Source organism: Pseudomonas sp. V88_4, assembly GCF_029967985.1.
GTDB lineage: Bacteria > Pseudomonadota > Gammaproteobacteria > Pseudomonadales > Pseudomonadaceae > Aquipseudomonas > Aquipseudomonas glycinae.
Window position 1 is genome coordinate 82,216 of record NZ_JASCAF010000041.1, and the last position, 13,788, is coordinate 96,003.

A 13,788-nucleotide genomic window follows, 5' to 3' on the forward strand; every position below is an offset into this window, starting at 1 on the left:
AGGGTTTTGTGTCGTTCGCAGAGTTTTAATTCAACGCACAATGTGTGGGAGCTGGCTTGCAGCGATGACTTTCGATCAAACGCCGCACATCACGCAGCCACCCCCGCATCCGCCCGCAGGTCCAGGGCCTCTACGGCCTTGATTGCCACCTGCTCATCGATGTCCGACAGATCGCCGCTGATGCCGATCGCACCCAGCACGTTCCCCGCCTGATCACGAATCAGCACACCACCCGGTGCCGGCACGACGCTGCCCTGCCCCATGCTGTTAAGTGCGGCGATGAACGCCGGGCGTTGTTGCGCGTCCAGCGCCAGCAGGCGTGAGCCCTTGCCAAGAGCGATAGCGCCCCAAGCTTTGCCGATGGCGATGTTCGGGCGCAACAGGCTGGCGCCGTCTTCGCGTTGCAAGGTGACCAGGTGGCCGCCGGTATCCAGTACTGCAATGGTCAGCGGCGCAGCGGAGATGGCCCGCCCTGCGCTGATAGCTTCGTTGACCAGCTTGACTGCGACTTTCAAGGTTAAAGCGCTCATGGTGCCGTCCTCATTTTGTTATTGGGAAAGTCGTTGGGCTGCGCTTTTCTGCCGCAGCCCGGCGCAACAAATAGAACACAATGAATTATTTTTTTGTATACAATAATTCTCGAAAAGCGCCTCATGCGACGAAAAGCCACAGCGGAACGGGCTTCCGACGAATGAAACAGACGCTTGAGAAAATGGATTGACCTGCGCCGTCCGCCGTGAATACACTCTGCGCAAAGCCACTTGTATACAATTACAAAACGTAAAGAGGCACAAAACCATGAGCAAAATGAGAGCAATCGAAGCCGCCGTTCTGGTGATGCGCCGTGAAGGGGTTGATACCGCTTTTGGCATTCCGGGCGCTGCAATCAACCCGCTGTACTCCGCCCTGCAGAAAGTCGGTGGCATCGATCACGTCCTCGCTCGCCACGTTGAAGGCGCCTCGCACATGGCCGAGGGCTACACCCGCACCAAGGCCGGCAACATCGGCGTGTGCATCGGTACTTCCGGCCCGGCCGGTACCGACATGGTCACCGGTCTGTACAGCGCCTCCGCGGACTCGATCCCGATCCTCTGCATCACCGGTCAAGCACCCCGCGCCCGTATGCACAAGGAAGACTTCCAGGCCGTCGACATCACCAGCATCGTCAAGCCGGTGACCAAATGGGCGACCACCGTTCTGGAGCCGGGCCAGGTGCCTTACGCCTTCCAGAAAGCCTTTTACGAAATGCGCTCCGGCCGTCCAGGCCCGGTGCTGATCGACCTGCCGTTCGATGTGCAGATGGCTGAAATCGAATTCGACATCGACGCCTACCAGCCACTGCCGCTGGCCAAGCCGAGCGCGACCCGCGTGCAAGTCGAAAAAGCCCTGGCGATGCTCGATCAGGCCGAGCGTCCATTGCTGGTGGCCGGCGGCGGCATCATCAACGCCGACGCCAGCGAGCTGCTGGTCGAGTTCGCCGAGCTGACCGGCATTCCGGTTATTCCGACCCTGATGGGCTGGGGCACCATCCCGGACGATCACCCGCTGATGGTCGGCATGGTCGGTCTGCAGACTTCGCACCGCTATGGCAACGCCACCCTGCTCAAGTCCGACGTGGTGCTGGGTGTCGGCAACCGCTGGGCCAACCGCCACACCGGCTCGGTCGACGTTTACACCGAAGGCCGCAAGTTCATTCACGTCGACATCGAACCGACCCAGATCGGCCGCGTGTTCACCCCGGACCTGGGCATTGTTTCCGACGCGGCTGCCGCGCTGACCGTGTTCATCGAAGTCGCCCGTGAATGGCAAGCCGCCGGCAAGCTGAAAAACCGCAGCGCCTGGCTGCAGGATTGCCAGCAGCGCAAGGCCAGCCTGCATCGCAAGACCCACTTCGACAACGTGCCGGTCAAGCCGCAGCGCGTTTACGAAGAAATGAACCAGGTGTTCGGCAAGGACACCTGCTACGTCAGCACCATTGGTCTGTCGCAGATTGCCGGCGCGCAGTTCCTGCACGTCTACAAACCGCGCCACTGGATCAACTGCGGCCAGGCCGGCCCGTTGGGCTGGACCATTCCGGCAGCGCTGGGCGTGGTGAAGGCCGATCCGAACCGTAAAGTCGTGGCCCTGTCGGGGGACTATGACTTCCAGTTCATGATCGAAGAACTGGCGGTCGGCGCTCAGTTCAAACTGCCGTACATCCACGTCGTGGTGAACAACTCGTACCTGGGGCTGATCCGTCAGGCCCAGCGCGGGTTCGATATGGACTACTGCGTGCAGCTGTCCTTCGATAACCTGAACGCGCCGGAACTCAACGGTTATGGTGTCGACCACGTGGCAGTCGCCGAAGGCCTGGGCTGCAAGGCGCTGCGTGTGTTCGAACCGGCTGACATCGCCCCTGCCCTGCGCAAGGCCGAAGAGCTGATCGAAGAGTTCAAGGTGCCGGTGATCGTCGAGATCATTCTGGAGCGTGTGACCAACATCTCCATGGGCACCGAGATCAACGCCGTCAACGAATTCGAAGACCTGGCGCTGGTCGGCAACGATGCGCCTACCGCGATTTCGTTGCTCGACTGAACGTAACCGGCTCCCTCTCCCCCAGGAGAGGGGACTTGATCGCGTTTAGTCTGACCACCCGCGTCAAAACCGTTTTAGGAGACCACCATGCCGCGTTTCGCAGCCAACCTGTCCATGCTGTTCACCGAACAGGATTTCCTTGCCCGTTTCGACGCCGCCGCCAAGGCTGGCTTCAGCGGTGTCGAGTACCTGTTCCCGTACGATTTCAGCTCCGCAGAAATCAAGGCCAGACTCGACGCCAACGGTCTGACCCAAGTGCTGTTCAACCTGCCGGCCGGTGACTGGGCCAAGGGCGAGCGCGGTATCGCGTGCCTGCCGGACCGGGTCGAAGAGTTCCGCGCCGGGGTCGACCTGGCCATCGCTTACGCGCAGGTTCTGGGCAACACCCAGGTCAACTGCCTGGCCGGTATCCGTCCGCAGGGCGTGGACGATGCCACCGTTGAAAAGACCTTCGTCGCCAACCTCAAGTACGCCGCCGACAAGCTGCAAGCCGTCGGCATCAAACTGGTGATGGAAGCGATCAACACCCGCGACATCCCGGGTTTCTACCTGAACAACACGGCGCAGGCCCTGTCGATTCGCGAGCAGGTCGGCAGCGCCAATCTGTTCCTGCAATACGACATCTATCACATGCAAATCATGGAAGGCGATCTGGCCCGCACCCTGCAATCGCACCTGGCCGAGATCAACCATGTGCAGCTGGCCGACAACCCGGGCCGCAACGAGCCGGGCACTGGCGAGATCAACTACCGCTTCCTGTTCGAACACCTGGATCGCATCGGTTATCAGGGCTGGGTCGGCTGCGAGTACAAACCGCTGACCACCACTGAAGCAGGCCTCGGCTGGCTGAAGACTCACAACGCAATCTGAACGAGCAATACAAAACCCTGTGGGAGCGGGCTTGCCCGCGATGGCGACGGCACACACAACAAACATGTTGCCCGATCCACCGCCATCGCTGGCAAGCCAGCTCCCACATTGAATCTGCTGCGTCTCTAAGACGGCATGCAGCATCAGAATAAAAAGAGGAATTTCTCATGGCTAAAATCGGATTCATCGGCACCGGCATCATGGGCCACCCAATGGCGGCGAACCTGCAGAAAGCCGGTCACAGCCTGTTCCTGTCGGCGCACCACGACGCCGCCCCTGCCGACCTGGTCGCCGCTGGCGCCGTTGCCCTGGCCAACCCGCGCGAAGTGGCCCAGGAAGCTGAATTCATCATCGTCATGGTGCCGGATACCCCGCAGGTCGAAGACGTGCTGTTCCGCGCCGACGGCGTCGCGGCCGGCATCGGCAAAGGCAAGGTCGTGATCGACATGAGCTCGATCTCGCCGACCGCCACCAAGGCTTTCGCGGCGAAGATCAACGAGAAAGGCGCGCAATACCTCGACGCCCCGGTGTCCGGCGGTGAAGTCGGTGCCAAGGCTGCGACCCTGAGCATCATGGTCGGTGGCGACGCCGATGCCTTCGAACGCGCACTGCCGCTGTTCCAGGCCATGGGCAAGAACATCACCCTGGTCGGCGGCAATGGCGACGGTCAGACCGCCAAGGTTGCGAACCAGATCATCGTTGCCCTGAACATTCAGGCCGTCGCCGAGGCCCTGCTGTTCGCTTCGAAAAACGGTGCCGATCCGGCCAAGGTGCGTGAAGCGCTGATGGGCGGTTTCGCCTCCTCGAAGATCCTCGAAGTACACGGCGAGCGCATGATCAAGGGCACCTTCGATCCGGGCTTCCGTATCAGCCTGCACCAGAAAGACCTGAACCTGGCCCTGCAAGGCGCCAAGGAGCTGAACATCAACCTGCCGAACACCGCCAACGCCCAGCAAGTGTTCAGCACCTGCGCGGCCATCGGTGGCAGCAACTGGGACCACTCGGCGCTGATCAAGGGCCTGGAACACATGGCCAACTTCTCGATTCGCGACAAGAAGTAAGTTGCGTCCCTGACCCGCTCCCTGTGGGAGCGGGCTTGCCCGCGATGGCATCGACTCGCTCGGCCTGAAAGACCGCAGCGCCTGAATCGCTGGCAAGCCAGCTCCCACAAGGATCGCGTCGCTGCATCGCTGTCGCTCTATCCCAATAACAAGAATTCCGGGAGCCCGCCATGTCGGTCGATCCGCAACAACTGCTGCGCGAGCTGTTTGCCACAGCCATCGACGCGGCCCATCCGAACCAGGTCCTCGAAGCGCATCTGCCGGCCGATCGCACAGGTCGCGTGATCGTCATCGGCGCCGGCAAGGCCGCCGCCGCCATGGCGCAAGTGGTCGAGCGCTGCTGGGAAGGTGAAGTCTCGGGCCTGGTGGTGACCCGCTACGGTCACGGCGCCCCGTGCGAAAAAATCGAAGTGGTCGAAGCCGCGCACCCGGTGCCGGACGCTGCCGGGCTGGCCGTGGCCAAGCGCGTGCTGGAACTGGTCAGCAACCTGACTGAAGACGACCGCGTGATCTTCCTGTTGTCCGGCGGCGGCTCTGCCCTGCTGGCGCTGCCGGCCGAAGGCATCACCCTGGCCGACAAACAATCGATCAACAAAGCCCTGCTCAAATCCGGCGCGACCATCGGCGAGATGAACTGCGTGCGCAAGCACCTCTCGGCGATCAAGGGCGGACGCCTGGGCAAGGCCTGCTGGCCGGCGATTGTTTATACCTACGCGATTTCCGATGTACCGGGCGACCTCGCCACGGTCATAGCCTCCGGCCCGACCGTGGCCGACCCGAGCACCAGCGCCGAAGCGCTGGCGATCATCAAGCGCTACGGCATCGAGATTCCGGCCTCCGTGCGCAACTGGCTGCAAAGCCCGGAATCGGAAACCGTCAAACCCGGCGACCCGAGCCTGGCCCGCAGTCACTTCCAATTGATCGCCCGTCCTCAGCAATCGCTGGATGCGGCGGCGGTGAAATGCCGTCAGGCCGGTTTCAGCACGCTGATCCTCGGCGACCTGGAGGGCGAATCCCGCGAAGTGGCGAAAGTCCACGCCGGCATCGCGCGCCAGATCATCCATCACGGCCAGCCGCTGGCGGCGCCGTGCGTGATTCTCTCCGGTGGCGAAACCACAGTGACCGTGCGCGGCAATGGCCGTGGCGGGCGCAACGCCGAATTTCTCCTCAGCCTCACCGACAGCCTCAAGGGCCAGCCCGGCGTCTATGCGCTGGCCGGTGACACCGACGGCATCGACGGCTCGGAAGACAACGCCGGCGCGATCATGACCCCGGACAGCTACGCCCGCGCCGCCGCCCTGGGCCTGAGCGCCAGCGACGAGCTGGATAACAACAACGGCTACGGCTACTTCGAGGCGCTTGATGCGCTGATCGTCACCGAGCCGACTCGCACCAACGTCAACGACTTCCGCGCCATCCTGATCCTCGAGAGCTCTAAATCATGACGCCTGATAAAAAGGTCAAAATCCTCGCCACCCTCGGGCCTGCCGTCGACGGCATCGAAGACATCCGCGAGCTGGTCGAGGCCGGGGTCAATATTTTCCGCCTCAACTTCAGTCACGGCGATCACGCCGACCACGCCAAGCGCTATCAGTGGATCCGCGAAGTCGAGCGCCAGCTCAACTACCCGCTCGGGATCCTGATGGACCTGCAAGGGCCGAAACTGCGGGTCGGCAAGTTCGCGGACGGCAAGGTTCAGTTGCATCGCGGTCAGGCCTTCCGCCTCGATCTGGACGCAACACCGGGCGACGAACGCCGGGTGAACCTGCCACATCCGGAGATCATCGCCGCGCTGGAAGCCGGGATGGATCTGCTGCTCGATGACGGAAAACTGCGTCTGCGGGTCGTCACCAAATACATCGACGCGATCGACACCACCGTGCTCAACGGCGGCGAATTGTCGGATCGCAAAGGCGTGAACGTGCCGCAAGCGGTGCTCGACCTGAGCCCGCTGACCACCAAGGATCGCCGCGACCTGAGCTTCGGTCTGGAGCTGGGTGTGGACTGGGTCGCGCTGTCGTTCGTGCAGCGTCCGCAAGACATCCTCGAGGCCCGCGAACTGATCGGCGACAAGGCGTTCCTGATGGCGAAAATCGAGAAGCCGTCGGCGGTCGAGCAACTGCGCGAGATCGCCGAGCTGAGCGACGCGATCATGGTGGCTCGCGGCGACCTCGGTGTGGAAGTGCCGGCCGAGAGCGTGCCGCAGATCCAGAAAAACATCATCACCACCTGCCGTCATCTCGGCAAACCGGTGGTGGTGGCGACGCAGATGCTCGAGTCGATGCGCTTCTCGCCGGCCCCGACCCGCGCCGAAGTCACCGACGTGGCCAACGCCGTGGCCGAAGGCGCCGATGCGGTGATGCTGTCGGCGGAAACCGCGTCCGGCGAGTATCCGCTGGAAGCCGTACAGATGATGAGCAAGATCATCCGCCAGGTGGAGAACGGTCCGGATTACCAGACCCAACTCGACGTCAGCCGGCCGAAAGCCGAGGCGACCGTGTCCGACGCGATCAGCTGCGCGATTCGCCGGATCAGCAACGTGCTGCCGGTGGCGGTGCTGGTCAACTACAGCGAGTCCGGCGCATCGAGTCTGCGTGCCGCGCGGGAGCGGCCGAAGGCGCCGATCCTCAACCTGACGCCGAACCTGCAGACCGCCCGCCGGTTGAGCGTGGCGTGGGGCATTCATTCGGTGGTCAATGATCGCCTGCGTCAGGTCGACGAGGTGTGCTCGACCGCGCTGGAAATCGCTCAGGCTCAAGGAATGGCCGAGCGTGGCGATACGTTGCTGATCACCGCGGGTGTGCCGTTCGGGCAACCGGGGTCGACTAATTCGCTGCGGATTGAAACATTGATTTAAGCAACACCTGTGTGGCGAGGGAGCGTGCTCCCGTCGCTCGGCATGACGGTTTCCACAAGAGACGCCGCATGCACCGGGCACGAGCTCCCTCGCCACCGCTTCACGCAAGACCCTTTGATTTTCCTACTGCCCAGATTCTCCAAACATGCCTGCCAATCATTTCAACACCCACTGCCCTGACTGGGCCGAGGCTTTGCTCAACGGCTTCAGTCAAATCTTCCTCCAGCGCCATCCGCTGTGTGGCCTCCTGTGCCTCCTGGCCATTTTATTCACCGCGCCGGTGCTGTTCGCCGGCGCGCTGCTCGGCGCGGTCGCCGGCTTGCTCACCGCGCAACGGCGCAACTACGCCAAGGCTGATCGCCAGGCCGGACTGTTCAGCTACAACGGCGTGCTGGTCGGCCTGTTGCTGAGCCTGTATTTCCCCTGGTCGCCGATGCTGCCGCCGCTGATTCTGGCGGCCGGTGGTCTGAGTGCGATGATCACGCAGCAGTGGCTCAAACGCGCACGCCTCACCGAATACCTGCCCGCCTACACCGCGCCGTTCGTGCTGCTGAGCTGGGTGTTCGTGTGTTTCGCCGAGCCTTTGTCCGCCGCACCGGTGCTTGAACTGAACACCGTGAACCTGCTCGGTGCCGCCCTGAAAGGCTTCGGTCAGGTGATGTTCCTCGACCACCCGCTGGCCGGTGGATTGATCGCCGCCGGTTTGCTGATCGCCGATCGTCGGGCCTTTGCCTGGGCGCTGCTGGCTTCGGCGATGGGTCTGGGTTCCAGCCTGTTGCACCACGACAGTCAGGTCGCGTTGCTCGGTCTGGGTGGCTACAACGCGGTCCTTGCCGCCCTCGCCTTCAGCGCCCAGCGCCAGCAACCGTGGCTGCCGCTGTTCGGCATCGGCCTGGCGCTGCTGCTGACGCCGCTGTTCAGTGCCCTGGGTCTTGCGACTCTCACGGCACCGTTCATTCTTGCCTGCTGGCTGCTGCGCACCGGCATTCGCCTGATGCAGCAACCGCAGATCAGCGGCGCGCCTTGCGCTCACGGGGAGAATCAACCTAGGCTGCGCTGATCTTTGATTCAGGCGTGATCCATGGACAGTAACAAGCACTGGCGTGAACAGCTTTACGTCATGATTTTCCAGAGCGACACCCCCGCCGGGCGACGTTTCGACGGCATTCTGCTGCTGATCATTCTGGCCAGCCTGGTGATCGTGATGCTCGACAGCATCGACAGCGTTCACCGCAATTACGCCGATGTGCTGGCGTATATCGAGTGGGGGTTCACCATCATCTTTGCCGGCGAGTACATCCTGCGTCTGTACTGCTCGCCGAAACCGCTGCGCTACGCCTTCAGTTTTTATGGATTGGTGGATCTGCTGGCAATCGTGCCGGGCATCCTCGCGCTGTACTACAGCGATGCGCAGTACTTGCTGATTATCCGGATCATCCGGATGCTGCGGATTTTCCGCGTCCTCAAACTCAGTCCCTATCTCAAGCAAGCCAACTACCTGATGTCGGCGCTGCGCGGCAGCAAGCAGAAGATCGTGGTGTTTCTGGTGAGCGTCTGCACACTCGTGACGGTCTTCGGCACGTTGATGTACGTGATCGAAGGCCCGGAACACGGATTCACCAGCATTCCCAAGGGCATCTATTGGGCTATCGTGACCCTGACTACCGTCGGCTTCGGCGACATCGTGCCGAAGACTCCGCTGGGCCAGGTGATTTCGTCGCTGGTGATGATCACCGGTTACTCGATCATCGCCGTGCCCACCGGGATCTTCACCGCTGAACTGGCCAATGCGATGCGTGGTGAACAGTTGCAACACGACTGCCCGGTTTGCCAGAAAAAGAGCCACGAAAGCAGCGCCGCCTTCTGTTCGCGATGCGGCAACCCGTTATTCAAGAAAATGGAATAAGCAAAGTTCTTTTTAATCTTTAAACGACTATGCGTGCCCCGCTATAGTCGCTGGCAAATGGCCTCATCTTTGTAACAACACCCCCACAGAACAAGGAATGCGCAGTGAAAAAACTCTTTGGCGCCTCACTTCTCGCCGCAGGTCTTGCCTTCGGCAGCGTGGCTCAGGCCGCACCGACCCTGCTCAACGTGTCCTACGACGTGATGCGCGATTTCTACAAGGACTACAACACTGCGTTCCAGAAACACTGGCAGGCCGAACACAACGAAAACATCACGGTGCAGATGTCTTTCGGCGGTTCGAGCAAACAGGCGCGCTCGGTGATCGACGGCCTGCCGGCTGACGTCATCACCATGAACATGGCCACCGACATCAACGCCCTGGCCGACAACGGCCAACTGGTGCCGAAGGATTGGGTCACCCGTCTGCCGAACAACAGCGCGCCGTTCACCTCCGCGACCGTATTCATCGTGCGCAAAGGCAACCCGAAAGCCCTGAAAGACTGGCCGGACCTGCTCAAGGACGGCGTGCAGGTGATCGTGCCGAACCCGAAAACCTCGGGTAACGGCCGCTACACCTACCTGTCGGCCTGGGGCTACGTGCTGAAAAACGGCGGCGACGAGAACAAGGCCAAAGACTTCGTCGGCAAGCTGTTCAAACAGGCACCGGTGCTGGACACCGGTGGCCGCGCCGCGACCACCACGTTCATGACCAACCAGATCGGCGACGTCCTGGTGACCTTCGAAAACGAAGCCGAAATGATCGCCCGCGAGTTCGGCCGCGACCAGTTCGAAGTCATCTACCCAAGCGTCTCCGCCGAAGCCGAGCCACCGGTGTCGGTGGTCGACAAAGTGGTCGAGAAGAAAGGCTCCCGCGCCGCTGCCGAGGAATACCTGAAGTTCCTGTGGTCGCCGGAAGGACAGGAAATCGCGGCCGCCAACTACCTGCGTCCACGTGACCCGGCAGTGCTGGCCAAATACACCGACCGTTTCCCGAAAGTCGACTTCCTGTCGGTCGAGAAGACCTTCGGCGACTGGCGCACCGTGCAGAAGACCCACTTCAACGATGGCGGGATCTTCGACCAGATCTACAACGGCCAATAAGGCGTGAGCTGATATGAAGAAGGCGACCTGAAGAGGTCGCCTTTTTTGTATGCGTTTACATCGGAGGCTTCACGCCATCCTTGCCCGCCGAAATCGATTGCGCGGTCAGCGTGCCGTCCGCGCTCTGGGTCACAAAGGTCACGATCTTCACCCCGACCTTGAGCAGGCTGCGATCGCCCGGCGTCAGGTTGACGATCGGCACATCCTCCGGCACCAGGATCTTCTGCTGGCCGCCCTTGTAGTTGACGGTCAGCACCCGGCCGTTGCTGACCACCAGATCGCCGACGCTGCCGTTGGTCATGCTGCTGCCCTTGGCCAGGTCGAACGGCCGGTGGCCATCGCCGCTGCCGGCCAGCTCCGGCGGGAACACGTGAACCTCCAGCGCCTTGAGCGTGCCATCTTCCTGGGGAATGGCGGCCGCGCCAATGTAGCTGCCGGGCTTGATGTCTTCGATATTGGCCAGGGTGACCGCGCGAAACCTGGTGTCCGGGGTCAACTGGACCACCACGTTTTCACCCGTGTTGACGTGAATCTTGAGCGAGTCGGGACTGACCCCGGTGATTTCGCCGCGCACGCCCATGCGCATGCCGGGCGCTTCGGCGGCCTGCACGGCCGTGGCGCCGAGCAGACTGATCAGGGCAATCGTTGTGGTGTGGCGAAGCAACTGACGAAACATCGCAATCCTCCGTTGATGAATGCTGAAACCCGGTCACAACATAAGCACGCTATCGAACAAGATGTAAGTGAATGTATCATCGACGCTCAACGGTCGGACGCAAGGTTCGCCGATGAACAATGGGTTGTTCGGCGCCACCCATTCCGCAACGGAATAACTGATATCGATCAGAAGCCTCTACTGCCGGCTCGGCCCGTCCCTTAGCCTCACCGCATTCCTTTTCGCTGGATCGAGAAACCCATGACCGCTACAACTCACGCAATGACCCGAGGCATGGTGCTGCTGTTCGCTTTCTGCTGCGGCGCCATTGTTGCCAACATCTACTACGCCCAGCCGATCATCGGCCTGATCGCGCCGGACATCGGCCTGAGCGACACCATGGCCAGTTTCATCGTGTCGCTGACCCAGATCGGCTATGCGCTGGGCCTGTTCTTCCTGGTGCCGTTGGCGGACCTGCTGGAAAACCGCCGCCTGATGATCATCACCACCGTGGTGGCAATTGCCAGCCTGCTGGGTGCGGCGTTTACCGATCAACCGAATGTGTTCCTGCTGATTTCGTTGTTGGTGGGGTTCAGCTCGGTGTCGGTGCAGGTGCTGATTCCATTGGCGGCGCACCTGGCGCCGGAGGAATCCCGTGGCCGGGTGGTCGGCGGGATCATGGGCGGTCTGCTGCTGGGGATTCTGCTGGCGCGGCCGGTGTCGAGCGTGGTCGCCGACCATCTCGGCTGGCGGGCGATGTTCATGATCGCGGCAGGCTTGATGGCCGCGATCAGCGTGGTTTTGGCGCTGACTGTGCCCAAGCGCCAGCCGGATCACAGCGCCTCCTACGGCCAATTACTCGGATCGTTGTGGACGCTGCTGCGCAAACAACCGGTGCTGCGTCAGCGCGCGTTCTACCAGGCCTGCATGTTCGCCACGTTCAGCCTGTTCTGGACCGCCGTGCCGCTGGAGCTGGCACGCAACCATGGCCTGTCCCAGAGTGAAATCGCGATCTTCGCCCTGGTCGGCGCCATCGGTGCCATCGCCGCCCCGATCAGCGGACGCCTGGCCGACGCTGGCCACACCCGCATCGCTTCGTTGCTGGCCATGCTGTTTGCCAGCCTGAGCTTCCTGCCCGCCTTCATCCACCCGGCCTACAGCGTGATCGGCCTGGCCGTGACCGGCGTGGTGCTCGACTTCTGCGTGCAGATGAACATGGTGCTCGGCCAGCGCGCGGTCTACTCCCTCGACGCCAAAAGCCGCGGCCGCCTCAACGCGCTTTACATGACCAGCATCTTCGTCGGCGGCGCCTTCGGCTCGTCGGTGGCCAGTGCGGTGTACGAGCATGGCGGCTGGTTGTGGATCGTGATTGTCGGCAGCGCGTTCCCGCTGCTGGCGCTGGTGCGGTTTTTGAGTGCTTCGCAGAAGACCGTTCTGGCAACGGCCTAGAACCTGAAAAGCCCTGTTGGATCGCTGATCCGACAGGGCTCGAGGTTCAATGCCGGACCAGCTTTTCCATGGCGGCATCCGCCAGAAAAGAGGAGCGGCTTTTGACATTGTGCTCACGCACATAGCGGTCGATCCGCTGGATGACATAGCCCGGCAACGTCACGTTGACCTTTTCGGTCTTGCCCATGTACGGCGAGATGTCCAGCTCCAGCATGCCCCAACCCATATCGGCAAACTCCGGGTTGTTGCGATGGGTCGCCGCCGAGGTCGGCATCGGAATCGAATCACCATCCGCCGCGATTTCCTGCAGCATGATGTGGGCAATTTCAACGGCTGCGTTGTAGGCATCCTCAAACGTATCCCCGGCCGTTACCGCGCCGGGAATATCTGGGATCTGAATACCGATGGCGGTGTTCTCGTCACCCCACTCGATGCAGATTGGGTATTGCATTACGGATCTCCTCTGTAACTGGCTGGCGGGTTGTACAACCCGGCACGCCTCCTGATGCTCTTGACCGTCCCGACCGGCAAATCCTTTTTCGGATGAGGGACGGGAATCGTGTATGGGTTGTAACGGTGCGTGAAGATGTGGTGGCTGCCGGTTATCCGGTCCAGCGTCCAGCCTGCCTCCTCCAGCTCCTTGATCAATAACCTGCTCTGCACCAACCGCCTCCTTGCTTCGGCCTAACAAAAGTAACCCTAGAGTTATCTTTACTCAAGCACAGAAATTCGCAGCACGACGTTCGGTTGTTTTGCAGCATGTGATTGATGCACTGCCCCAGCGAGCAGACAATGACGCTTCTTGCAGAGCAAGCTCAGGCGTTGAGGACAGGATACGAGTGAGGTATTGCTCATCACCCCAGACAGCAAAACGGCGATCCTGAGATCGCCGTTTTTCATTACTCCCCGAACTGCTTGCCCAGTCCCGCCGGTACGCCGTGGATGTTGGTGTCTTCCCACGGTCCGTTCGGGCTGATCGAGCGGCTCCAGCCGTTGTTCCAGCGGTAGTAGGTGCGCTGGCGGTAGAAAATGTTGGTCTGGTCGTCGAGTACGTACACGCCCAGTTTCTGGTCCCAGTGGCTGTTGCCGCCCGGGGGCGGGGCGAAGCTGGCGGAGGTGCGTGGGACGGGTTTGGCGGGTTTGGCCGGGATGCCCGGTTTGCTCGGCGTCGGGGTGGTTGACGGGGTCGGGCCGGGTTGTGACGGCGGGATCGGCGGCAGCCGTGTGGTCGGCTCCGGTCGTTGCACCGCACATGCGCTCAAGCCCAGGGCCAGTGTGAGGACTGTGATTCGGGCGATGGCGTTCATGGCGGT

Annotated in this window: 14 protein-coding genes; 9 read left to right on the top strand and 5 right to left on the bottom strand. The window is 61.8% G+C overall.

Going from position 1 to position 13,788, the window contains the following annotated elements:
• Nucleotides 1–89 precede the first annotated feature (89 nt).
• Nucleotides 90–530, bottom strand: a complete 441-nt coding sequence (locus tag QLG12_RS17720; protein WP_007959289.1) for a heme-binding protein — start codon at nt 528–530, stop codon at nt 90–92.
• 268 nt (nt 531–798) lie between these two features.
• Here QLG12_RS17720 and gcl point away from each other — a divergent pair, with 268 nt between their 5' ends.
• The 8 genes from gcl (at nt 799) to QLG12_RS17760 (ending at nt 10,371) form a co-directional block, all read left to right on the top strand.
• Nucleotides 799–2,574, top strand: coding sequence for a glyoxylate carboligase (gene gcl / locus QLG12_RS17725; protein WP_064594456.1), 1,776 nt, complete (start codon nt 799–801; stop codon nt 2,572–2,574).
• Nucleotides 2,575–2,661: 87 nt separating this feature from the next.
• Nucleotides 2,662–3,444, top strand: a complete 783-nt coding sequence (gene hyi / locus QLG12_RS17730; RefSeq protein ID WP_011333102.1) for a hydroxypyruvate isomerase — start codon at nt 2,662–2,664, stop codon at nt 3,442–3,444.
• A gap of 167 nt (nt 3,445–3,611) precedes the next feature.
• Entirely contained in the window at nt 3,612–4,505 is an 894-nt protein-coding gene (locus QLG12_RS17735; RefSeq protein ID WP_085605836.1) for a 2-hydroxy-3-oxopropionate reductase, read from the top strand.
• A 170-nt stretch (nt 4,506–4,675) separates the two neighbouring features.
• On the top strand, nt 4,676–5,950 hold the full coding sequence (locus QLG12_RS17740; protein WP_282474992.1) for a glycerate kinase: 1,275 nt from the start codon (nt 4,676–4,678) through the stop codon (nt 5,948–5,950).
• Nucleotides 5,947–7,362, top strand: coding sequence for a pyruvate kinase (pyk, locus tag QLG12_RS17745; protein WP_282474993.1), 1,416 nt, complete (start codon nt 5,947–5,949; stop codon nt 7,360–7,362). Before QLG12_RS17740 ends, pyk begins: the two co-directional genes overlap by 4 nt.
• 145 nt (nt 7,363–7,507) lie before the next feature.
• The gene (locus QLG12_RS17750; RefSeq protein ID WP_282474994.1) at nt 7,508–8,422 is read left to right on the top strand and encodes an urea transporter; all 915 of its coding nucleotides are present in this window, start codon (nt 7,508–7,510) and stop codon (nt 8,420–8,422) included.
• Nucleotides 8,423–8,443: 21 nt separating this feature from the next.
• Nucleotides 8,444–9,268, top strand: coding sequence for an ion transporter (locus QLG12_RS17755; protein ID WP_064378643.1), 825 nt, complete (start codon nt 8,444–8,446; stop codon nt 9,266–9,268).
• A gap of 104 nt (nt 9,269–9,372) precedes the next feature.
• Nucleotides 9,373–10,371 (top strand): sulfate ABC transporter substrate-binding protein, encoded by a 999-nt coding sequence (locus QLG12_RS17760; protein WP_011333096.1) that lies wholly within the window; start codon nt 9,373–9,375, stop codon nt 10,369–10,371.
• A gap of 55 nt (nt 10,372–10,426) precedes the next feature.
• On the opposite strand, the gene QLG12_RS17765 is transcribed toward QLG12_RS17760, so the two are convergent.
• The gene (locus tag QLG12_RS17765) at nt 10,427–11,047 is read right to left on the bottom strand and encodes a DUF5666 domain-containing protein (RefSeq protein WP_282474995.1); all 621 of its coding nucleotides are present in this window, start codon (nt 11,045–11,047) and stop codon (nt 10,427–10,429) included.
• A gap of 240 nt (nt 11,048–11,287) precedes the next feature.
• On the opposite strand from QLG12_RS17765, the gene QLG12_RS17770 reads away from it, so the two are divergent.
• On the top strand, nt 11,288–12,475 hold the full coding sequence (locus QLG12_RS17770; RefSeq protein WP_064378641.1) for an MFS transporter: 1,188 nt from the start codon (nt 11,288–11,290) through the stop codon (nt 12,473–12,475).
• 46 nt (nt 12,476–12,521) lie between these two features.
• Here the strand turns inward: QLG12_RS17770 and QLG12_RS17775 are convergent, their stop codons facing one another.
• The 3 genes from QLG12_RS17775 to QLG12_RS17785 form a co-directional block, all read right to left on the bottom strand.
• Nucleotides 12,522–12,926, bottom strand: coding sequence for a type II toxin-antitoxin system HicB family antitoxin (locus QLG12_RS17775; protein WP_085666700.1), 405 nt, complete (start codon nt 12,924–12,926; stop codon nt 12,522–12,524).
• Nucleotides 12,926–13,138 (bottom strand): type II toxin-antitoxin system HicA family toxin, encoded by a 213-nt coding sequence (locus QLG12_RS17780; protein ID WP_085611511.1) that lies wholly within the window; start codon nt 13,136–13,138, stop codon nt 12,926–12,928. The genes QLG12_RS17775 and QLG12_RS17780 overlap by 1 nt, the downstream gene beginning before the upstream one ends.
• 236 nt (nt 13,139–13,374) lie before the next feature.
• Nucleotides 13,375–13,782 carry a hypothetical protein gene (locus QLG12_RS17785; RefSeq protein WP_282474996.1) on the bottom strand — a complete coding sequence of 136 codons (408 nt, stop codon included), beginning with the start codon at nt 13,780–13,782 and terminating at the stop codon, nt 13,375–13,377.
• Nucleotides 13,783–13,788 lie beyond the last annotated feature (6 nt).